We start from the raw sequence: 20,210 nt of genomic DNA on the forward strand, positions 1-20,210 counted from the left end.
CCTCGAATCCTAGAGTGTGCTCATAGCGAGTTGATCATGAGCAGCGCTCCGATTGCTATGAATGCACTTGCTGCAAGCGCAACCACGATGCTGCGCCATCCCTGGCCGCCGAACTCACGCAGCCGCACCTTCGCAAGCAGACCCACGAGTGCAACCCCGAGCAGTGCATGCTGTGCCGTGCCCACCCAGCTGAGCACCGCATCCGGAACCGGCACCCACGTGCGCACAGCCGCAAGCACAATGAACCCGATGATGAACAGCGGCACAATCGGAGGGCGCTTGCCTCCGCCACCGCGACGACGGCCGATGCCCGAGACGACTGCGACCATCGGAGCCAGGCACAGCACTCGCACGAGCTTCACGACCACGGCCGTCGCAAGCACCGCCGGCCCCGCAATCGAGGCAGTCGCCACAACCTGGCCGACATCATGCACCGCAGCACCTGCCCAGATTCCGAAGTCGTTGCCATCGACATGCAGCGGTACCGCCAGCAGCGGCAGCGCGACGATTGCGACGGTTCCGAAGAGGGTGACGAGGGCAACTGGCACTCCCTGGTCACGCTGCGGCGCGCCACTCGCCTGTCCGACAGCACCGATCGCAGATGCACCGCAGATCGAGAACCCCGCCGCCATCAGCAGCGGCTGCTGGCCAGGCAGACCCACGATGCGCGCCATGAAGAACGTGAAGAGAAACGACACGACCAGCAGCCCGACAATCGCAATGATCATCGGCAGTCCGAGACTGATGATGTGCACGAAGCTGATCGACAGCCCGAGCAGCACAATTCCGGCTCGCATGACGTGCTTGCCCGCAAAGTCGAGACCCGACTGCAGCCCGCTGCGGCCGCCGACACCGACCAGACTCAGCACCAGCCCCACACCGACACAGATCGACAGCGCCGGAACCGAGACGCCGACACCCTCGAGTCCGAATGAGATCAGAAACGCAACGCCCGCGCCGGCAACGGCAACGAGCAGACCCAGAAATGTCTTCACCGCGAGGCGCTGCTCACTGAACCGTGTTCGAGAGCGTGCCCACTCCTTCGACTTCGACCGTCACCGTCTGGCCCTTCTGCATCGCACCGACACCGGCAGGAGTGCCCGTGAGAATCACATCACCCGGCAGCAGCGTCGTGAACGACGACACGAACTCGATCAGCGATCCGAAATCGAACACGAGATCGGCAGATGTTCCATCCTGCACGACTTCGCCGTCGAGCAGCGTTCGCACACCAATCGCATCGGCATCGAACTCAGTCTGAATGACAGGCCCGAGCGGGCAGAACGTGTCGAAGCCCTTGCCACGCGTCCACTGGGGATCCGACTTCTGCAGATCACGCGCCGTCACATCGTTGGCAGCCGTAATGCCGAACACATGACTCAGCGCATCGGCAGCAGCGACATTGCGCGCAACCTTGCCCATGACCAGCGCGATCTCGCCCTCGAAGTGCAGGTTCGACGTCGTCGGCGGGTAGACGATCGCATCTCCCGGCCCGATGACCGAAGTGTTCGGCTTCAGAAAGACGAGCGGCTCCTCAGGCACATCGTTGCCCAGCTCAGCTGCGTGGTCACGGTAGTTGCGTCCGATGCCGACCACCTTCGAACGCGGAATGACCGGCGCCAGCAGCTGCGCATCCGCCACTGCAACGCGCTCCCCCGTCGGGTCGAACCCGGCATACATCGGGTCACCGGTCAGAACAGCCAGCTCTTCGCCGTCGAGAATGCCGTAGCGAATCTGACTGTCAGAGACAAACCTTGCGATCTGCATGCGGACTACTCCTTAGCGTCGGTGACCTGCACCATCCAGCCGAACGGGTCTTCAGCCCGACCCCACTGGATGTCGTTGAGCGCCTGGCGCAGCTGCATCGTGACCTTGCCCGGCTCAGAGTCGGGCCAGCCAAACGATCCGCCAGCAGAGACGATCTCGTTGATCGGCGTGATCACAGCTGCAGTGCCACAGGCAAACGCCTCAGTGATCGAGCCGTCTGCAACACCCTCGCGCCACTCGTCGATCGACACCGGTCGGTGCTCGACCTTGAAGCCCATGCTCTTGGCAAGCTCAAGCAGCGAGTTGCGCGTGACGCCATCGAGAATCGTGTCTGACTGGGGCGTGATCAGCGTGCCGTCACCGCGAACGAGCACGAGGTTCATGCCACCGAGCTCTTCGATGAGGCCATCGCCGAGCGACGACAGGAACAGCACCTGCGAGCAGCCGTTGGCAAATGCCTCCTGTGTGGGCAGCAGGCTTGATGCGTAGTTGCCGCCAGTCTTGGCAGCACCCGTGCCACCCTTGCCAGCACGGTTGTGGTGCTCGCTCAGCCAGATGCGCACCGGCTTCACACCATCGGCAAAGTATGCGCCAACCGGGCTCGCAATCACCATGAATCGCGCCGACTCAGCCGCACGAACACCGAGGAAGACCTCGTTGCCGAACTCGAACGGACGCAGGTAGAGCGACTGCTCAGCACCCGAGGGCACCCAGTGCTCGTCGATCTCGACCAGCCTGCGGCATGCCTCGATGAACGCTTCTGCCGGCACCTCAGGCAGCGCCATGCGGGCAGCAGAGCGCTGCAGACGAGCAGCATTCTGGTCAGGGCGGAAGAGCCACACAGAGCCGTCAGCGTGACGGTATGCCTTGAGGCCCTCGAAGATCTCCTGGCCATAGTGCAGCACCGCATGCGCCGGGTCGATGGCGATCGGCCCATACGGCTCGACACGGGCATCGAACCAGCCTGCATCGCTCGTCCAGTCGATCGTGACCATGTGATCGGTGAAGAATCGGCCAAAGCCCGGGTTCTCGAAGATGCCAGCGAGCTGCTCGGCGGTCGCCGTGTTCTCAGACGGGGTGGTCGTGAATTCCAGTGTCATCTGGAGCTTCCTATCTGTCAGTTCTGGCCGAGCAGGGCAACGACAGCGTCGCCGATCTCAGCGGTGGAAAGTGCTTCTGTGCGGTTCGTGACCTCAGTGTCGACAGCCGCACGGATGCGCGCAGCAGCGTCTGCATGGCCCAGGTGCTCTGCCAGCAGTGCAACCGACAGAATCGCAGCCGACGGGTCGGCCTTGCCGGTTCCGGCGATGTCGGGTGCCGAGCCGTGCACAGGTTCGAACATGCTCGGAAAGCTGCCGTCGACATTGAGGTTCGCCGAAGCAGCGAGGCCGATGCCGCCTCCGACAGCACCCGCCAGGTCGGTGAGGATGTCACCGAAGAGGTTGTCTGTGACGATCACGTCAAAGCGCGACGGGTCAGTGACGAAGAAGATCGTCGCAGCATCGACATGCAGGTAGTCGACCTCAACCGACGGAAACTCCTCGGCAACCTGGTCGGTGATGCGCTGCCAGAGCGCACCCGCATGCACGAGCACGTTCTTCTTGTGCACGAGCGTCAGCTTGCCGCGACGCTCGACAGCGAGCTCGAACGCCTTGCGCACAACTCGCTCGACACCGACCGCAGTGTTGACACTCAGCTCATTCGCGATCTCGTTCGGCGTGCCCTGCTTCAGCACTCCGCCGTTGCCGACATACGGCCCCTCGGTGCCCTCGCGAACGACAACGAAGTCGATCTCGCCAGGCGCCGACAACGGGCTGCCGACAGCCGGGTGCAGCTTCGTCGGACGCAGATTGACCGCATGGTCGAACGCAAAGCGAAGCTTCAGAAGCAGGCCGCGCTCGACGAGTCCGCCAGCGAGGCGCTTGTCAGCCGGGTCTCCGCCGACGGCTCCGAGCACGATCGCATCAAAGCCAGAGAGCTCAGCTATCGTCTCGTCACTGAGGATCTCGCCAGTCTCGAGATAATGCGAAGCCCCCAAATTGAACTCACGGGCCGTAAGGTTGACAGCAGGTAGCGCTGCTCGCAGAACCTTCAATGACTCTGCGGTGACTTCGGGTCCGATCCCGTCGCCACCGATAACAGCGATGTTGAGTTCGTTCTCTGACAAGGCGCCTCCTAATCCTGGTACCAACTCTAGTGAGGAACTATGCCCACCGTTGCAGAACACATGGTCTCCACCCTCGAAGCCAGCGGCGTACAGCGCGTGTACGGAATCACTGGCGACTCACTCAACGGGTTCACAGACGCCCTCCGCACATCCGACATCGACTGGATGCACGTTCGTCACGAGGAGTCAGCCGCTTTCGCAGCGGCAGCAGAAGCCGAGATGACCGGTGAACTCGCTGTCTGCGCTGGCAGCTGCGGCCCCGGCAACCTGCACCTCATCAATGGCCTGTACGACGCACAGCGCTCCCGTGTGCCCGTGCTGGCAATCGCAGCACACATCCCGAGCGACGAGATCGGCACCGGCTACTTCCAGGAGACCCACCCCCAGGATCTCTTCCGCGAATGCAGCGTCTTCGTCGAGCACGTCTCTGACATCAGCCAGATGCCGCGCATGCTCACGATCGCAATGCGCGCAGCCGTCGAAGAGCGCGGCGTCGCAGTGCTCGTCGTCAGCGCCGACACGTTCCTCGCCGAGATGAAGAACGCACCGATCGAGCCAATTCGCGCTACGAGCCCGCGCATCCTTCCGTCCGTCGACGAGCTCAGGAGCGCCGCGGATGCGCTCAACAAGTCGAAGCGCATCACGATTCTCGCAGGCGCTGGCGCAGCCGGTGCACACGACGAGCTGCTCGCCGTCGCCGAGGTGCTGCAGGCTCCGATCGTGCACTCCATGCGCGGCAAAGAACACGTCGAATACGACAACCCCTACGACGTCGGCATGACCGGCCTGCTCGGGTTCGCATCCGGCTATCACGCACTCCGCGACGCCGACACCCTGCTGATGGTCGGCACCGACCTGCCCTACCGGCAGTTCTACCCGGAGGACGCCACGATCATCCAGATCGACCGCCGCGGCTCTCAGATCGGCAAGCGCCTCAAGATCGACCACCCGCTCGTCGGCACTGCCAAAGAGACGCTGGTCGAACTCACGAGCCTGCTGACACTGGCGAAGTCGTCGAAGCACCTGAAGTCCATGGTCGACAACTACGTCAAGACCCGCAAGCGCCTCGACGACCTGGCGACACCTTCGAAGCCCAAGGAGCCCATCCATCCGCAGTACCTGACCCGTCTCATCGACGAGCGCGCCGACGAAGACGCTGTGTTCATTCCCGACGTCGGCTCGCCCGTCGTCTACGCGGCGCGATACATCAATGCGACGCGCGACCGCCGCATCATCGGCTCGTTCACCCACGGCTCGATGGCCAACGGTCTGCCAATGGGCATCGGCACGCAGGCGGCGTTCCCCGAGCGTCAGGTGATCTCACTCTCCGGAGACGGCGGACTCTCGATGCTGATGGGCGAGCTGCTCACCCTCAAGCAGGAGAAGCTGCCCGTCAAGGTCGTCGTCTACAACAACTCGTCGCTCAACTTCATCGAGCTCGAGATGAAGGCAGCCGGCTTCGTGACATTCGCAACCGAGCTCGACAACCCCGACTTCGCAAAGATCGCCGAAGCGATGGGCATCTGGGGCAGGCACGTGACCGCAAGCAGCGACCTGCCAGCCGCTGTCGACGAGTTCCTCGCCCACGACGGCCCCGCTCTGCTCGACGTCGTCACCGAACGCCAGGAGCTCTCGATGCCGCCTGCCATCACCGCAGAGCAGGTGAAGGGCTTCTCGCTCTATGCGATCCGCACTGTGCTCAGCGGCAAGGGCACCGACCTCATCGACCTCGCAAAGGCGAATGTCAGGCAGATCCTCTGACTAGGCCTTCGCATTGCGAAGGGTGAACACCGCAACGAGCACGGCCGTGACCATGAGCACAGCACCCGCTGCGCTCATCACAGTCGCACCCTGATCGAACGCGTGCTGAGCAGCAGTGAGCAGTGCATCACCTGCAGCTCCTCCGAGATCGCGTGCTGACTGCACCGCGCCTCCGAGCGTCTCCATCGCCGCATCCGCGTGCGCTTTGTCGACGCCTGCAGGCACCTGCAGCGAACCGCGATACGCCGCAGTGAGCAGGCCCCCGAGCAGCGTCGTGCCGAGCACCGCACCGAACTCGTAGGCAGTCTCAGAGACAGCGGATGCGGCACCCGCCTTCGCAGGCGGCACCGACGAGATGACCAGGTCGTTCGAGAGGGTCTCAGCTGCTCCGATGCCGATGCCGAGCAGGCCGAACAGCAGCGCGATCGTCCACACCTCAGGGTCGTTGCCCGCAAAGAACATCAGCACATACGCCGACGTCGAGATGGTGAGGCCACCGGCCACGACCCAGCCCGGACTCCAGTGCTTGACGACCTGCACCACGAGCAGGCCCGAGAACACAATCGCCAGAACACCGGGCACCAGCACGATCGCCGACTCGAAGACCGTGAGGCCCGTGACAAGCTGCAGGTGCTGCGTGACCCAGTAGAGGAAGCCCGTGAGCGCGACGACGCTCAGCAGATTGATCGAGAGCGCACCCGAGAACTCGGGGTTTCGCAGCAGGCCGATGTCGAGCATGGGGTTCGACGACCGGCGCATCCGGCGCACGAACAGCCAGCCGGCAGCGACCGCGACGACGAGCATGATGATCGCAAACGGCTCGAAGCCGTGCGTCGCGAGGCGCTTGATGCCACTCGCAAGCCCGCCGAGCGCGATCATCGACGATGCGACACCGATGAGGTCGATCGGCCCCGTGTTCGGGTCGCGCGACTCGTCGATCAGGAACGGCGCCAGCACCACCAGCGGAATCAGGATGGGCACCGCAATCAGAAAGATCGAGCCCCAGTGGAAGTGCGTGAGCAGCAGCCCGCCGACAACCGGGCCGATGGCAGAGCCGACCGAGAATCCGGTCGCCCAGACAGCAATCGCGAGTCTGCGCTGCGAGCGGTCTTCGAAGATCGTGCGCAGCAGCGACAGCGTCGACGGCATGAGCGTCGCACCGAAGAGGCCGAGCAGCGCACGCATGGCGATCAGCACTTCAGCGGTGGGCGAGAATGCGGCGATGACCGAGACGACAGCGAACCCGGTTGCACCGATCAGCAACAGCTTGCGACGGCCGATGCGGTCACCGAGCGAACCTGCAGCGACAAGCAGCCCCGCGAGCACAAGCGGGTAGGCGTCGATGATCCAGAGCTGCTGTGCCGCTGAAGGCTGCAGCTCCTTGGCGATGTCGGGGATCGCAAAATTCAGTGCCGTGTTGTCGATCGAGACCAGCAGCACCGGAAGCATGAGCACAGCAAGGGCAAACCACTTGCGAGCAGGAGCCCCCTGTCGAACGCTTGCCAGCATGGTTGCCTCCTTCTGTGCATGAATTGCATACCGTCCAGACGGTACAGTAGCATAGTCGCATGAGCACAAGAGACCAGATCCTCGACTCGTTCGAGACGCTGATCATCGATCAGGGCGAGAGGTCAGCGACCCTCTCGGCAGTGGCGAAGGCAGCCGGCGTCTCAAAGGGGGGCCTGCTCTATCACTTCGACTCGAAGCAGGCCCTCGCCCGCGGCCTCGCAGAGCGCATCGAAGAGTTCTCGCACGTCGAGACGCAGCGTCTGCGCGCATCCGAAGACCCCGCGAGACAGTACCTCGAAGAGTCGATCACGCTTGCCGAGCCCATTGACCGCACGTTCGTCGCACTGGGCGGCCTCGCACTGCTCGATGACTACGAAGTCGCACGAAGTGCTCTGAGCGACGCCGACGACCGAATCCTCACCCTCTTCACCGAACTGCTCGGCGATCGCTCGATCGCACTGCTCGTCGTGAGACTCAGCGACTCGTTCTACCAGCGAGCCGGGGTCGGCATCGAAAGCAGCGACGAGGCAGGCGATCTCGAATCGATCCTGCGCCTCGTCGACCGCCTTCGCAGCCAGTCAGCCGAAGGCTAGAGTTCGACGATCTCGATCTGGCGGATGCGCGCATCACCGATCTTGTCGCCGATCGAGGCGAGCACCGCATCCGGAACCGCTGCGTCAACCGTCAGCACCGACGTCGCACTGCCACCTGCTTGCGTGCGGCCGATCTGCATCTGGCCGATGTTGACGCCTGCTTCACCCAGCTCGATGCCGTAGAGGGCGACGATGCCAGGGCGGTCCTCGTACTCGAGCACGACGTGGTGGCGCTCAAGCGGCAGCTCGATCGACTGACCGCCGATTGCAGTGAGCTTCTGCACCTGCTTGGGGCCCGTGAGCGTGCCCGACACCGAGAAGCGCTTGCCGTCGCTGGCCGCGGCGATGACCGTGACCTCATTGCGGAACTCTTCTGAGACCGAATCGGTGCGCAGTTCGCTCGTGATGCCACGGCCCTCCGCGATAACTGGAGCGTTGACGAACGTGACCTGCTCACTCACGATGCGAGCAAAGTACCCCTTCAGCACTGCAAGGCGAAGCACCTTGACGTCGTAGTCGGCGAGCTCGCCGTGCACCTCGACGTCGATCGCCTCGACTGGGCCGTCGACGAGACCCGAGAGGAACTGCCCCAGCTTCTCAGCGAGAGGGATGCCCGGGCGCACGTACTCGTCGATGATGCCGCCTGCGACGTTCACCGCATCCGGAACAAGGTCGCCCGCGAGTGCGAGGCGCACCGACTTGGCGACCGCGACGCCCGCCTTCTCCTGGGCCTCAGCTGTCGAAGCCCCCAGGTGCGGCGTCACCTGAATGCCGTCGATGCCGGTCAGCGAGGTGTCTGCCGGGGGCTCCTGCACGAACACGTCGAGGCCGGCGCCTGCGATCTGGCCACTCGAGACAGCCGCTGCGAGAGCGGCCTCGTCGATGATGCCACCACGCGACGCGTTGACGATGCGCAGGTTCGGCTTCGCTGCAGCGAACTGCTCCTCGCCGATGAGACCCGTGGTCTCGGGCGTGCGAGGAATGTGGATTGTGACGAAGTCTGCCTCTGCCATGAGGTCGTTGAGCTCGCGCAGCTCGACACCCAGCTGGGCAGCGCGCGCGGGGCTGACATAGGGGTCGTAGGCGATCAGCTTGACGCCGAAGGGGGCGAGTCGCTCAGCGACGAGCACGCCGATGCGACCGAGGCCGACGATGCCGACCGTCTTCTCGTAGAGCTCGACACCGGTGTACTGGCTGCGCTTCCACTCCCCTGCCTTGAGCGACTGGTTGGCCGCCGGCAGGTGGCGTGCGAGCGAGAGCAGGTGCGTGATCGCAAGCTCGGCTGCCGAGATGATGTTCGAGGTCGGAGCATTCACGACCATGACGCCCGCCGCAGTCGCTGCCGGAATCTCGACGTTGTCGAGGCCGACGCCTGCACGAGCGATGACCTTCAGGTTCGGTGCGTGCGAGATCGCCTCTGCATCGACATGGGTCGCACTGCGCACGAGAATCGCACTCGCATCGGCAAGCGCGGCAAACAGGGCCTCGCGGTCAGTGCCGTCGACGTGACGCACCTCGAAGTCGGGACCGAGCGCGTCGACGGTGGCGTCAGACAGCTTCTCGGCGATCAGCACAACGGGCTTTGCGGGGTTCGACACGTGCGGTCTCCTCTTGAATTTCAGCGGGTGGGGCAAGCGCACGACGATGTGCCAGACTCCATGCTAAACCCCGTCACCGCGCGGGTTTCGAATTGTGACACCGAAAGAGTGGGGCCTCGCCGCAATGTCAGCACTCGAGATCGCCCAGCTCGCCCTTCGTGTGGCACTGGCCGCAGCCTTCATCGGCATGGGAATCCTGCACTTCCTGCCGAAGGGTCGCCGCACGATGCAGGCGATGATTCCGCCCAGGCTGCGCATGAAGCCGCCGCTGCATCCACATGGACTCGTCGTCATCTCGGGGCTCGCCGAGATCGCCGGCGGCATCGGGCTGCTCATGCCGTGGGACTGGGTGCGTATCGCAGCTGGCATCGGTCTCGTGCTGCTGTTGATCGCAGTGTTTCCGGCGAACGCCTACGCTGCGACGCGGCCCGAGAAGTTCGGCACGCTCGCCGTGCCACACCTGCCCAGGCTGATCGGGCAGATCGTGTTGGTCGCTCTCGTGGTGGCCGCTAGCCTGCCGCTGACGGCGTGAACTTGAACGCCGGCGACTCGTTGCGGTCATCGAATCCGTAGCGCTCGCCCGACTCGACATAGCGCTTCAGCCGTTCGTTCAGGTCTGCCCAGCCGAAGTCGTATGACTCGCGCATCGCGACCGCGTCGCCCCATGCCAGCGTGAAGTCGTGCTGCACGGTGACGAGCGTGCCGGTCTCGCTGGCTTCGAACGAGTACACGACCTCGCCGTGCGATGCCGCACCCATGCCCATCTGGCCGATCCAGCCGTATACGCTGCCGGGCGTGCACTGCGAGACGACACCCCACAGCGCCGTCGCTTCGCCGAGTCGCTCGACAACAGCGGCGCCAGCCTCGGTCGGAAACTCGAGCGTGCCTTCGCCGTCGAGCAGGGAGTACGGATGCCCCCACCAGTCATGGGGCGTGTTCTGAAACGCCTCCCACACTGCTGTGACATCGGCTTCGATCTCGACGGCCTGGGTGATGTGAATGCTGCTGCGCATGCCCCCGAGCTTACGTAGGGCAGAATTGAACACGCAATGGAAATCTTCGTCATCGCCCAGTGGGCTCTTCGTGCGCTGCTTGCGCTGTACTTTCTCTTCGTCGGCTCGTCGCTGTTCCTTCCCGCTCAGCGAGAGGCGGCTGTGTCAGCCGTGAAGCGCGTCATGCCGAAGGCTGCACGCTCGATCGTGCTCGCAGTCGCGATCATCGCCATGCTCGCCGGCCTGGCGCTGCTGCTCCCCTGGTGGCTGCCGAGGTTCATCGCCGGCATCGTGCTCATCGCACTGCTGATCGCACTGTTCATGATCACGACTGGCGTCGCGCAGAAGACGGATGACGCCGAAGCCTCCCGGGTCGCAGTGCGGGTTCGCGCTGTGGTCCAGGTGGTCATCGGCGCTTTGATTCTCATCGCAATCATCTGACGACAAACGCGTCGATCGCCGCATCCACTGCCTGCTGCGGCAGATGACCCACCTGCGCCAGCTGGGCAAGTCCGTGGGCGAGACCCCACGCTGCAGCAGCGAACGCCCGAGTGTCGGGCAACTCGGGCCGAGCATCGCGCGCCGTGTCTGAGAGCAGCTGCTCCTCCTCGGCAATGAGCACAGCCATCGCCGGTGTCGGCTGACCCGGAACACAGATCGTCGGATCATAGATCGCCGCAAACAGATGCGGCCTGGCGACAGCAAAGCGCACATAGTCGGCAAGCATCGACCGCAGGTGCTCATTCGGGTCGACGCCTTCGAGCGAGCGACGCTGCGACGCGACGAGCTCAGCCATGCTGCGCTCCGCAAGCGTCTTGAGCAGATCGTTCTTGCCCGAGAAGTGATGGTACGGCGCATTGTGGCTGACGCCCGCCGTCCTAGCCACCTCACGCAGGCTCAGATCCGCTGCCGAATGCGTCTCGAGCAGTTCCATTGCCGCACGCTCGAGCGACTCGGCGAGGTTGCCGTGATGGTAGCCGGAATTGGATCTTGACACGTGTCACACCCTACGTCATGCTTGGCACTGTCAAGATAGTTGACACTGCCAAGATAACCGCCACCGCAAGATCACTCCACAACTGATTGGACCCCCGATGTCTGCCCTCGTCATCGACGCTCACCCGAACCCCGACTCCCTCATCTCCGCACTCGCCGCCGCATACGCATCCGCCCACGACGATGCACGGCTGCTCGCACTTCGTGACCTCGAATTCGACGTGCACATGCGCTACGGCTACACCAAGCGCATGCAGATCGAGCCTGACCTCGCAGACGCCCGCCAGGCCATTCGCGACGCCGACCACATCGTCATCGCAACACCGGTGTGGTGGCGTTCAGTGCCAGCGCTGCTCAAGGGCTTTCTCGACCGCGCCCTGCTGCCGCAGGAGGACTACCGCTACAAGGGGCAGCTGCCAGAGGGCCTCTTGAAGGGGCGAACAGGTCGCATCATCGCAACCTCAGACACTCCCCCGTGGCTCGCCCCGCTGCTGCCCGACACCCGCCTGACTCAGCTTCGCGCAGGCACACTCGAGCTCTGCGGCATCAAGCCTGTGCGGATGCGCAGATTCGGTCCCGTCCGCACGTCGACTGCCGAACAGCGCCAGCAGTGGCTGCAGACCGCTGCCGCCGATGCCGTCGCCGACAGCCGCCGCTCAGCTGACGCGACGCCCGCGAGTGTACTGAGCAGGCCAGACTGAGCCTGAACCCACTGAGCCGTCAGGAGCACCATCGAGCTCAGCTTCTGCAAACAGCGGCCAGTGCGGGTTGCGCAGCAGCTCTCGTCCGATCAGCACAGCATCTGCATCGCCATGAGCGAGCACCTGCTCTGCCTGCGCTGGGTCGGTGATCAGACCGACTGCGGCAACCGGCACATCCGCCTGCTCCCGCACAGCACGTGCGAAGGGCAGCTGATAGCCGGGGCCCGTCGCAATCTTCTGCCGAGCATCGAGACCACCCGACGAGATGTCGAAGAAGTCAGCACCTGCAGCTGAGGCGACCCGTGCGAACTCAGCAGTCATCTCGGGCGTGACTCCGCCGTCGATCCAGTCGCTTGCTGAGAAGCGCACCATGAGGCCGGCCTCCGGGGCAGCTGCACGAACAGCTTCGGTCACACGCTGCAGCAGCAGTGTGCGCTCACCCCACTGGTCGCTGCGCGTATTCGACAGCGGCGACAGAAACTGGTGCAGCAGGTAGCCGTGAGCCGCATGCAGCTCGAGCACCGCAAAGCCGGCTGCAACAGCCCTCGAAGCAGCAGCTGCAAAGTCTGCGACAACCTGCTCGACCTCTGAGCCCGTCATGGCACGAGGCGCATCAAAGCCCTCAAACGCCTCATCGGTGGGGCCGAGCATCTGCCAGCCGCCTTCCGAGACCGGCACCGTGCCGCGCTCTGGCGCCCAGGGCCGGTAGTTGCTCGCCTTGCGACCCGCGTGTGCCAGCTGGATGCCCGGCACCGCACCGTGCACTCGAATGCGCTCAGTGATGGGCGCCCATGCGTCAGCCTGCGCATCGTTCCAGATGCCAGCATCCTGCGGCGAGATTCGCCCCTCAGGCGAGACCGCCGCAGCCTCGGTGATCACGAGACCCGCACCTCCGCGTGCAAACGACGTCAGGTGCTCGCGGTGCCAGTCGCCCGGCACGCCATCCTGCTCTTCACAGGAGTACTGGCACATCGGCGCCACCCAGACTCGGTTGCGGATTTCGACACTGCCGATGCGAATCGGCGTGAACAGACGGCTCATGCGAGTTTCTCCATGAGGTGGGCAACAAGGGCCGACCGCTCGACTATTCCATCGATGCTGACCCACTCGTGCCGAGCGTGGGCTCCGTCGCCGACAGCACCGAGTCCGTCGAGCACCGGAATGCCCATCGCCGCCACAAAATTGCCATCGCTTGCCCCGCCAACCGAGATCTCGTCGACCTCGATGCCGATCTGTGCCGCCGCCTGCTGCGCAAGCGCAAAGAGCCGCGCAGTCGCTTCCGAGCGCTGCATGACAGGGCGATTCCACTCCCCCGACACCTCGACCCGCGCCTGCGAGTCATGCGCGGCGAGACCCGCAAACAGCGCATCGACGCGATCCATCTCTGCCTGGCTCGCCACCCGCACATCCACACGCGCGTCAGCACGGGCGGCCTTGACGTTCTGCCGTGTGCCGCCCGCAACCGTGCCGACGTTGAGCGTCGTGCCGGCAGCAAGATCTGCCGCCCCGTGCACCTGCAGAATCAGCCTGGCCATCTCGTCGATCGCACTGACACCCTTGTCGGGGTCTAGCCCCGCATGCCCCTCGACACCGTGCACGACGATGTCGAAGATGCCCACACCCTTGCGCTCCGTCTTGATGCGACCTTCGGCACTCGCCTCGAACACGAGCGCAGCATCGAAGCCGGCAGCAGCCGCTTCGATCACCGGACGCGACGCGGGCGAGCCGATCTCTTCGTCTCCGTTCAGCACAAAGCGGATGCGCGGCAGCGGCAGAGCGCGCTCGCGTGCGAACCGAATCGCCCAGACGGCCTGCACGAGGCCGGCTTTCATGTCGAATGCCCCAGGACCGGTCAGTCGGTCGCCATCGACAGCCACAGGCCAGTCGGCGAGCGTGCCGAGCGACCACACGGTGTCGTAGTGGCACAGGATGACGACACTGCCCGTCGAGCCGGAAGTTCCGTCGTAGTCGACGATGGCGATGCCGCCACGCTCACCGCCATCGACGATGCGCTCAGCAGCCGGAACACCCAATGCCCCCGCGATGTACGAGCGAACCCAGGCGAGCCCGGCCGCAAGCGCCTGCTTGTCGTCAGACGGCGTCTCGACCTCGATATAGCGAGTGAGGTCTGCGACCATCTCATCGCGCGCTGCCTCTGCGAGGGCGCGCATCTCACTCATGCGTGCCCGGCACCTCGAAGTCGAACAGCGTCTGGTCGAACGCGCTGTAGCTCGCATAGTCGTTGAGCTCGTAGAGCCGTGCACGCGTCTGCATGCCATCCAGCTGGCCGTCGAGCGTGCCCGAGTCGCGCAGGTCGACTAGGCCGCGCTCGATCGCACCCATCGCAATGCGCAGCAGCGAGACGGGGTGGATGACGAGGTTGACACCGACACCCTCGAGCTCTTCGTGGGTGAACAGCCTGCTCTTGCCGAACTCGGTCATGTTCGCAAGGATCGGCACCTTGACCGCTGCTCTGATCGCCTCGAACTCGGCCAGCGACTGCATCGCCTCAGGAAAGATCGCATCTGCCCCGACAGCCTCGAGGGCCTTCGCCCGATCGACCGCAAGCGACAGCCCCTGCTCGCCCGGCACAGTGCCGCGCACATCCGTCCGCGCCATGATGACGAGACCCGGATCGCGCCTGGCCTTCACTGCCGCCGCAATGCGCTGCGCAGCGACATCTGCCGAGACGACCTCCTTGCCATCGAGGTGGCCGCACCGCTTGGGGTTGACCTGGTCTTCGATGTGCAGCCCGGCAACACCCGCATCTTCGAGCTCGTGCACCGTGCGGGCAACGTTCATGGGCTCGCCAAAGCCTGTGTCGGCATCGATGAGCGTCGGCAGATCGGTCATGCGCGAGATCTGGTGGCCTCGCTGCACGACTTCGGTGAGCGTCGTCAGGCCGATGTCGGGCAGCCCCAGCTCGGCAGCCATGACGGCCCCCGAGATGTAGGCACCCTCAAAGCCGAGCTCTTGAATCAGCGGCGCCGTCAGCGGCGTGAACGCCCCCGGAAACCGCTGTAGCCTGCCCGACTCGAGCCCCGCACGAAACGCCTGGCGCTTGGCGCGAGCATCGACCTGCGACGACAGCACTAGAAGAGTCCCTGCGTCGAGTCGAGCGTGAGCGACCCTGCAGGCGCCTGCACATTCAGCTGACGCACCTCGTCGGCCGAGAGCTCCGGCAGTCGGTCGACCAGCCCGAGGAACCTGTCGAGCTCGGCATCGTCGACGATGCCCGCCGCGAGTGTGCGCAGCTTGTTCACGTACTGCTCGCGAGCGAACGGACGCGCTCCGGCCGGGTGCGCATCCGCCACGAAGATCTCGCGCTCGATGCGCTCGCCGTCAGCCATCGTGACGACCATCTTGCCGCCGAACGCCTTCTTGTCGGGGTCTGGATCGTGGTAGCGCTCAGTCCAGATCGGGTCTTCGACCGTCGTGATCATGTTCCAGAGCGCCACGGTGTCTGCCCTGCCAGCCCGCTCGGGAGCGTATGAGTCGACGTGGTGCCATCCGCCATCCTGCAGCGCAACGGCGACGATGTACGGGATCGAGTGGTCGAGCGTCTCGCGACTCGCAGTCGGGTCGTACTTCTGAGGGTCGTTGGCGCCCGATCCGATGACATAGTGCGTGTGGTGGCTGGTCTCGAGCACGATCGAGGCGACCTTCTCGGGGTCTCGAACATCGGGGCGCTCAGCACCGAGCGCACGTGCCAGGTCGATCCAGGCTTGCGCCTGATACTCAGCGGAGTGCTCCTTCGTATAGGTGTCGAGAATGCCACGCTTCGACTCGCCTGCAGCAGGCAGCGGGACCGAGTAGCGCGCCTCCCAGCCGCCGAGCAGCCACGCGATGAAGCCGTCTTCGCCCTCGTAGATCGGCACTGGGCTCGTCTGGCCGCGCATCGAGCGGTCAACAGCTTCGACCGCAAGCTTGCCGGCAAACGCAGGCGCGTGCGCCTTCCAGGTCGAGATCTCGCCCTTGCGCGACTGCCTCGTGGCCGTCGTGGTGTGCAGGGCCTGGCCGACTGCCTGAAACACGGTCTCTGCATCGAGTCCGAGCATGGTGCCGATGCCGGCAGCAGCCGACGGGCCGAGGTGCGCGACGTGGTCGATCTTGTGCTCGTGCAGGCAGATCGTACGCACGAGGTCGACCTGGATCTCGTAGCCGGTGGCGAGGCCGCGAACGAGCGCACAGCCGTCTTGGCCCGTGTGCTGCGCAACCGCGAGGATCGGCGGAATGTTGTCGCCGGGGTGCGAGTAGTCAGCCGCAAGGAACGTGTCGTGGAAGTCGAGCTCTCGCACCGCGACGCCGTTCGCCCATGCAGCCCACTCAGGGCTCGCAAGCGTGTCGACACCGAAGACGGATGCGCCAGCACCGCCAGAGGGGGCGACATGCGTCAGTGCCTGGTCGCGAGCTGCGACAATCGGCGCACGCTCGAGCGAGGCGATGGCGACCGACGCGTTGTCGATGATGCGGTTGCCGATCATCTCGACGACGTCGGCGTCTACCTCGACAGGATCGATGGCCACCTGGGCGATCTTCCATGCGAGCTGGTCTTCACGGGCTAGGTTCTCGGCGCTCTTGTGGGCGCGAACTTCATGGTTCTGCACGTCTCCGAGCCTACCGACAAGTCTCGGCCCATAGGATTGTCGCGTGCAGAAACCGATCAGAACCCGCATCCTCGCGTCCCTTGCCGCAGCCGCAGCCCTCTCGTTCACGGCAGTCGGATGCGCGGGTGACGATCAGCCCGACGTCACGGCCCCGAATCCCTCACCGGTCGAGTCGAGCGAGGCTCCAGACACCACCCTGCCCGAGGGGCAGTGCGACCCCGCATTCGTCGAGCCGCTCCTGGGTGTCTCAGGCGTCGACACGACCCTCGACGAGGTCTCGAACACCTTCGTGCCCGAGTTCATCCCAGCCATGTTCGCACCCGAGTGCACCGTGAGCGGCCGCCTGTCGATCTCGCAGGACGGCAGCGACGCAGTCGTCGGCAACCTGGCATCGCTCGCAGTGCTCCGCGGAGTCGACGCCGAGACGATCGTCGAAGCCGCTCGCTCCAACGGCCTCCAGGTCTCCGACGGCGGAACCCAGACGACCTTCACGACTGACGACGGCTTCCAGGGCAGCCTCTCGTGGCACCCGGCATCGAACTACGACGACCTCGACGCGCTCTCGACGGCAGCCGGCATCGAGATTCAGCCCGACGACCTGATCCTGGTCTCGGCAACTCGCGACTGAGCAGTCTGAACCGCTGAGCAGCTGGGCTTACGCAGCCCGGTACGTCTCGCAGTGGGCAGTCGTGCGACCGCCTGAGATGCGCACCGACGCGGCACCGCAGATTCCGGCACCGTTGAATGCGCAGTCCGTGCGCTGGCACGCACCGACGGCAGCGACGACTCGCGGCAGCCCGCCGTCTTCGTCAAGCGCCATGAACGTCGTGCAGCTGTCGTTCTCGTCGATGTTGATCGCCGGCGCACGGCATCCGTCGTGGTTGTAGCCGCATGAGGCAACCGAACAGCTGCTGACTCTGGGCAGTTCTGTGATCGACATCCCGGTCTCCAATCCTGGCGGCGCATCTGCGCCTTCACCACAGTCTGACCGGCACTTTCGCGCTCGTCCAGCAAGGAGAGGCTCGCCTTGGCGAGGGTTGCTTCACCTAACCTGACGCCGCAGATACTGCACGCGATCGCGCAGCTGCTGCGTCGACGCACGTCGCACTTCGGGCCCGCCACAGGCCCTGCGAGCCTCTGCGTGCACGATCGCATGCGTCGACGACCGCTGCCTCGCAACGATCGAGACGAGCGAGTTGAGCAGCTGCCGCTCCTCTTTCATGCTGCGGTACAGCGGCTTCATGTCGTCTGCAGGTGGCTGGGGCCGCGAGCGCAGCCTCGCCGACTGCCGCTGGTGGCGCCGCTTCAGCAGGTCGCTGACCTCTTCGGGCTCGAGCAGGCCCGGCAGCCCGATGAAGTCGAGCTCCTCCTCTGACTGCGGCTCGACCAGCTCGCCGAACTCGAGATCGCCGAACATCGCCTTCTCGAACGTCGCCGTCGACGACATGGGCTCCCAGACGAAGGGCGCCGCCTCACGGTCTTCGGCATCGGGCTTCTCTGCTTGGGCCATCAGGTCGTCGTCGAGCAGCCCGTCGTCATCGCGGTCTCGGTCGAGCGCGTGGTCGCGCTGCTTCTCAAGCTCGGCCGCAAGCTGCTGCAGCACCGGCACCGACGGCAGGAACACCGTCGCAACCTCACCGCGCCTGCGAGCTCGCACGAACCGGCCGATCACCTGCGCGAAGAACAGCGGCGTCGCGCTGCTGGTGGCATACACCCCCACCGACAGCCGCGGCACGTCGACACCCTCTGACACCATGCGCACCGCGACCATCCATCGCTGGGTTCCCTCAGAGAACGCCTCGATGCGATCTGACGCACCGTCGTCGTCGCTGAGCACTACCGTGGCCTTCTCGCCAGAGATCTGCTCGAGAATCGCCGCATACTGCCTGGCCTGCGCCTGGTCGGTCGCGATCACGAGCCCGCCCGCATCGGGCACCTGCTGCCGCACATGCGTCAGCCGCACATTGGCGCTGCGCAGCACCTGCTGAATCCACTCGCCACCCGGGTCGAGCGCCGTGCGCCACGCAGCCGACGTGATGTCTTTCGCATCCTCATGCCCGAGCGTCGCCTTCATCTCGTCGCCCTGGGCGGTGCGCCACTGCATCGTGCCCGCATACGACAGGAAGATGACGGGCCTGACGACACCGTCTTTCAGCGCACGCCCATAGCCGTAGTCATAGTCGGTCACCGAATAGCGGGCGCCGTCTGCATCGGGCTGGTAGTGCACGAACGGGATGGGCGCATCGTCTGATCTGAACGGGGTTCCGGTGAGCGAGAGTCTGCGGGTAGCTGTGGTGAAGGCCTCGCGCACACCGTCGCCCCAGCTGAGGGCATCGCCGCCGTGGTGCACCTCATCGAGGATGACGAGCGACCTGCCCGAGTCGGTGATGCGCCGGTGCACAGGGGGCCTGGCAGCAACCTGCGCATAGGTGACGACGACACCGTGGAACTGCCTCGGATAGTCGCCGTCGCCATTGCGAAACTCAGGGTCGAGCCGAATGCTCGCCCTGTGCGCAGCATCGGCCCACTGCCGCTTGAGGTGCTCGGTCGGCGCAACGACCGTGATGCGGTCGATCACACCCCGGCGCATGAGCTCGGATGCGAGCCGCAGCGCAAAGGTCGTCTTGCCGGCTCCCGGCGTCGCACCCGCCAGAAAGTCGCGTCGATCAAGCGCGAAGTACTTGTCGAGCGCCTCCTGCTGCCAGGCTCGCAGCGTCTGCGTCGTGCCCCACGCAGCACGCTCGGGATACGTCGGCGGAAGCTGGTCGGCGGCATAGGAGCCGTAGTGCTGCTCCTCGTCTCGACCTGTCTCCATCACAGCGTCAAAGCGTACCGGCTTCGTCTGACACGGGTGCCCCTTCTGCCTTGCCCGGCGTCGTCAGCTTGAGCCCGACGACCGCCCCTACGATGACGACCAGGCAGAGCCAGCCGAACCACGACAGCTGCTCCTGCCCCGTGACCGCCGAGTAGACGACCGTGCCGACCGCGCCGATGCCCGTCCACACCCCGTAGGCAGTGCCGATCGGAATGTGCTGTGCTGCGATGCCGAGCCCGGTCATGCTGATGACCGCCGCGACGACGAAGACGACTGTCGGAACCGGCTCCGAGAATCCGTTCGACTCCGACAGCGCAATCGCCCAGACGGTCTCGAAGACCGCACTGCCGACCAGGATGATCCAGGCACGCATCACGACACCGCCTTCAGCCCGACGACCGCTGCGATGAGCAGCACAAGCAGCAGGCCCCGCACGATCGTGATGCGCTCTTCGCCGCGCACTGCAGCGACAGCAACCGTCGCGACGACGCCGATGGCTACCCAGACGGCATACGCGGTGCCGACCGGAATCGTCACCATCGCATACGCCAGCCCTGCCATGCTCAGCACGAGTGCGGCAAGGAACACGACAACGGGCTTCCAGCGCTTGAAGCCTTTGGAGGCACCGAGGGCGATGGCCCACACCGCCTCGAGCAGTCCGCTTGCGATCAGCACGATCCAGTCCATGAGTGATTCCTCAATGG

The 20,210-nt window shown here is 64.9% G+C and carries 22 protein-coding genes; 6 read left to right on the top strand and 16 right to left on the bottom strand.

The genetic code is table 11. The features are described 5' to 3' along the window. Positions 1-20 precede the first annotated feature (20 nt). From CZ674_RS10715 to CZ674_RS10730, 4 genes are read right to left on the bottom strand one after another with little or no spacing between them, the layout of a single operon-like run. Complete coding sequence (locus tag CZ674_RS10715; protein WP_086992519.1) at positions 21-995, bottom strand: YeiH family protein; 975 nt, start codon at positions 993-995, stop codon at positions 21-23. 13 nt (positions 996-1,008) lie between these two features. Further along, positions 1,009-1,767: a fumarylacetoacetate hydrolase family protein gene (locus tag CZ674_RS10720; protein ID WP_086992520.1), complete on the bottom strand. Its 759-nt coding sequence runs from the start codon at positions 1,765-1,767 to the stop codon at positions 1,009-1,011. Positions 1,768-1,772: 5 nt separating this feature from the next. Further along, positions 1,773-2,867 carry a branched-chain amino acid aminotransferase gene (locus CZ674_RS10725; protein WP_086992521.1) on the bottom strand — a complete coding sequence of 365 codons (1,095 nt, stop codon included), beginning with the start codon at positions 2,865-2,867 and terminating at the stop codon, positions 1,773-1,775. 17 nt (positions 2,868-2,884) lie between these two features. After that, positions 2,885-3,934 (bottom strand): 3-isopropylmalate dehydrogenase, encoded by a 1,050-nt coding sequence (locus CZ674_RS10730; protein ID WP_086992522.1) that lies wholly within the window; start codon positions 3,932-3,934, stop codon positions 2,885-2,887. Between the two features lie 39 nt (positions 3,935-3,973). Between CZ674_RS10730 and poxB the strand changes: the two genes are divergently transcribed. Then, positions 3,974-5,695 (top strand): ubiquinone-dependent pyruvate dehydrogenase, encoded by a 1,722-nt coding sequence (gene poxB, locus CZ674_RS10735; RefSeq protein WP_086992523.1) that lies wholly within the window; start codon positions 3,974-3,976, stop codon positions 5,693-5,695. Here poxB and CZ674_RS10740 read toward each other — a convergent pair whose 3' ends face one another. Then, on the bottom strand, positions 5,696-7,204 hold the full coding sequence (locus tag CZ674_RS10740) for an MFS transporter (RefSeq protein ID WP_086992524.1): 1,509 nt from the start codon (positions 7,202-7,204) through the stop codon (positions 5,696-5,698). A gap of 59 nt (positions 7,205-7,263) precedes the next feature. On the opposite strand from CZ674_RS10740, the gene CZ674_RS14530 reads away from it, so the two are divergent. After that, positions 7,264-7,797, top strand: a complete 534-nt coding sequence (locus tag CZ674_RS14530) for a TetR/AcrR family transcriptional regulator (RefSeq protein ID WP_086992525.1) — start codon at positions 7,264-7,266, stop codon at positions 7,795-7,797. Here CZ674_RS14530 and serA read toward each other — a convergent pair. Then, a complete protein-coding gene (gene serA / locus CZ674_RS10750) occupies positions 7,794-9,395 on the bottom strand; it encodes a phosphoglycerate dehydrogenase (RefSeq protein ID WP_086992526.1) in 1,602 nt (533 codons plus the stop codon). The genes CZ674_RS14530 and serA overlap by 4 nt on opposite strands. 94 nt (positions 9,396-9,489) lie before the next feature. On the opposite strand from serA, the gene CZ674_RS10755 reads away from it, so the two are divergent. Next, positions 9,490-9,927 (top strand): DoxX family protein, encoded by a 438-nt coding sequence (locus tag CZ674_RS10755; RefSeq protein ID WP_234988557.1) that lies wholly within the window; start codon positions 9,490-9,492, stop codon positions 9,925-9,927. Here CZ674_RS10755 and CZ674_RS10760 read toward each other — a convergent pair. Beyond that, complete coding sequence (locus CZ674_RS10760; RefSeq protein WP_086992528.1) at positions 9,905-10,408, bottom strand: SRPBCC family protein; 504 nt, start codon at positions 10,406-10,408, stop codon at positions 9,905-9,907. The genes CZ674_RS10755 and CZ674_RS10760 overlap by 23 nt on opposite strands. Before the next feature lie 36 nt (positions 10,409-10,444). Between CZ674_RS10760 and CZ674_RS10765 the strand changes: the two genes are divergently transcribed. After that, complete coding sequence (locus CZ674_RS10765) at positions 10,445-10,828, top strand: hypothetical protein (RefSeq protein WP_086992529.1); 384 nt, start codon at positions 10,445-10,447, stop codon at positions 10,826-10,828. On the opposite strand, the gene CZ674_RS10770 is transcribed toward CZ674_RS10765, so the two are convergent. Next, positions 10,821-11,384, bottom strand: a complete 564-nt coding sequence (locus CZ674_RS10770; protein WP_200810097.1) for a TetR/AcrR family transcriptional regulator — start codon at positions 11,382-11,384, stop codon at positions 10,821-10,823. The genes CZ674_RS10765 and CZ674_RS10770 overlap by 8 nt on opposite strands. 97 nt (positions 11,385-11,481) lie before the next feature. Between CZ674_RS10770 and CZ674_RS10775 the strand changes: the two genes are divergently transcribed. After that, positions 11,482-12,084, top strand: a complete 603-nt coding sequence (locus CZ674_RS10775; protein ID WP_086992531.1) for an NAD(P)H-dependent oxidoreductase — start codon at positions 11,482-11,484, stop codon at positions 12,082-12,084. Here the strand turns inward: CZ674_RS10775 and CZ674_RS10780 are convergent. The 4 genes from CZ674_RS10780 to CZ674_RS10795 are packed head-to-tail and all read right to left on the bottom strand — an operon-like array spanning position 12,040 to position 16,691. Next, positions 12,040-13,125 carry an NADH:flavin oxidoreductase/NADH oxidase gene (locus tag CZ674_RS10780; protein ID WP_086992532.1) on the bottom strand — a complete coding sequence of 362 codons (1,086 nt, stop codon included), beginning with the start codon at positions 13,123-13,125 and terminating at the stop codon, positions 12,040-12,042. The genes CZ674_RS10775 and CZ674_RS10780 overlap by 45 nt on opposite strands. Beyond that, positions 13,122-14,264 carry a M20 family metallopeptidase gene (locus CZ674_RS10785; RefSeq protein WP_086992533.1) on the bottom strand — a complete coding sequence of 381 codons (1,143 nt, stop codon included), beginning with the start codon at positions 14,262-14,264 and terminating at the stop codon, positions 13,122-13,124. Before CZ674_RS10785 ends, CZ674_RS10780 begins: the two co-directional genes overlap by 4 nt. Further along, complete coding sequence (gene prpB, locus CZ674_RS10790; protein ID WP_086992534.1) at positions 14,257-15,177, bottom strand: methylisocitrate lyase; 921 nt, start codon at positions 15,175-15,177, stop codon at positions 14,257-14,259. The genes CZ674_RS10785 and prpB overlap by 8 nt, the downstream gene beginning before the upstream one ends. Continuing rightward, the gene (locus CZ674_RS10795) at positions 15,177-16,691 is read right to left on the bottom strand and encodes an MmgE/PrpD family protein (protein WP_234988558.1); all 1,515 of its coding nucleotides are present in this window, start codon (positions 16,689-16,691) and stop codon (positions 15,177-15,179) included. Before CZ674_RS10795 ends, prpB begins: the two co-directional genes overlap by 1 nt. Positions 16,692-16,734: 43 nt before the next feature. On the opposite strand from CZ674_RS10795, the gene CZ674_RS14055 reads away from it, so the two are divergent. Beyond that, positions 16,735-17,319 (top strand): hypothetical protein, encoded by a 585-nt coding sequence (locus CZ674_RS14055; RefSeq protein ID WP_143244722.1) that lies wholly within the window; start codon positions 16,735-16,737, stop codon positions 17,317-17,319. 27 nt (positions 17,320-17,346) lie between these two features. Here the strand turns inward: CZ674_RS14055 and CZ674_RS10805 are convergent, their stop codons facing one another. From CZ674_RS10805 to CZ674_RS10820, 4 genes are all read right to left on the bottom strand, one after another. Then, on the bottom strand, positions 17,347-17,631 hold the full coding sequence (locus tag CZ674_RS10805) for a DUF1540 domain-containing protein (protein ID WP_086992537.1): 285 nt from the start codon (positions 17,629-17,631) through the stop codon (positions 17,347-17,349). Between the two features lie 102 nt (positions 17,632-17,733). Then, positions 17,734-19,506, bottom strand: coding sequence for a DEAD/DEAH box helicase (locus tag CZ674_RS10810; protein WP_086992538.1), 1,773 nt, complete (start codon positions 19,504-19,506; stop codon positions 17,734-17,736). Positions 19,507-19,513: 7 nt separating this feature from the next. Continuing rightward, on the bottom strand, positions 19,514-19,879 hold the full coding sequence (locus CZ674_RS10815) for a DMT family transporter (RefSeq protein WP_086992539.1): 366 nt from the start codon (positions 19,877-19,879) through the stop codon (positions 19,514-19,516). Then, positions 19,879-20,193: a DMT family transporter gene (locus CZ674_RS10820; RefSeq protein WP_086992540.1), complete on the bottom strand. Its 315-nt coding sequence runs from the start codon at positions 20,191-20,193 to the stop codon at positions 19,879-19,881. The genes CZ674_RS10815 and CZ674_RS10820 overlap by 1 nt, the downstream gene beginning before the upstream one ends. Positions 20,194-20,210 lie beyond the last annotated feature (17 nt).

Source organism: Agrococcus casei LMG 22410, assembly GCF_900163565.1.
Lineage (GTDB): Bacteria > Actinomycetota > Actinomycetes > Actinomycetales > Microbacteriaceae > Agrococcus > Agrococcus casei.

Coding starts and splice junctions, on each gene's coding strand:
- CZ674_RS10720 (WP_086992520.1), bottom strand. CDS start 1,767: ATGCAGATCGCAAGGTTTGTCTCTGACAGTCAGATTCGCTACGGCATT.
- CZ674_RS10725 (WP_086992521.1), bottom strand. CDS start 2,867: ATGACACTGGAATTCACGACCACCCCGTCTGAGAACACGGCGACCGCC.
- poxB (WP_086992523.1), top strand. CDS start 3,974: ATGCCCACCGTTGCAGAACACATGGTCTCCACCCTCGAAGCCAGCGGC.
- CZ674_RS10740 (WP_086992524.1), bottom strand. CDS start 7,204: ATGCTGGCAAGCGTTCGACAGGGGGCTCCTGCTCGCAAGTGGTTTGCC.
- CZ674_RS14530 (WP_086992525.1), top strand. CDS start 7,264: ATGAGCACAAGAGACCAGATCCTCGACTCGTTCGAGACGCTGATCATC.
- CZ674_RS10760 (WP_086992528.1), bottom strand. CDS start 10,408: ATGCGCAGCAGCATTCACATCACCCAGGCCGTCGAGATCGAAGCCGAT.
- CZ674_RS10765 (WP_086992529.1), top strand. CDS start 10,445: ATGGAAATCTTCGTCATCGCCCAGTGGGCTCTTCGTGCGCTGCTTGCG.
- CZ674_RS10775 (WP_086992531.1), top strand. CDS start 11,482: ATGTCTGCCCTCGTCATCGACGCTCACCCGAACCCCGACTCCCTCATC.
- CZ674_RS10780 (WP_086992532.1), bottom strand. CDS start 13,125: ATGAGCCGTCTGTTCACGCCGATTCGCATCGGCAGTGTCGAAATCCGC.
- CZ674_RS10785 (WP_086992533.1), bottom strand. CDS start 14,264: ATGAGTGAGATGCGCGCCCTCGCAGAGGCAGCGCGCGATGAGATGGTC.
- CZ674_RS10805 (WP_086992537.1), bottom strand. CDS start 17,631: ATGTCGATCACAGAACTGCCCAGAGTCAGCAGCTGTTCGGTTGCCTCA.
- CZ674_RS10810 (WP_086992538.1), bottom strand. CDS start 19,506: ATGGAGACAGGTCGAGACGAGGAGCAGCACTACGGCTCCTATGCCGCC.
- CZ674_RS10815 (WP_086992539.1), bottom strand. CDS start 19,879: ATGCGTGCCTGGATCATCCTGGTCGGCAGTGCGGTCTTCGAGACCGTC.
- CZ674_RS10820 (WP_086992540.1), bottom strand. CDS start 20,193: ATGGACTGGATCGTGCTGATCGCAAGCGGACTGCTCGAGGCGGTGTGG.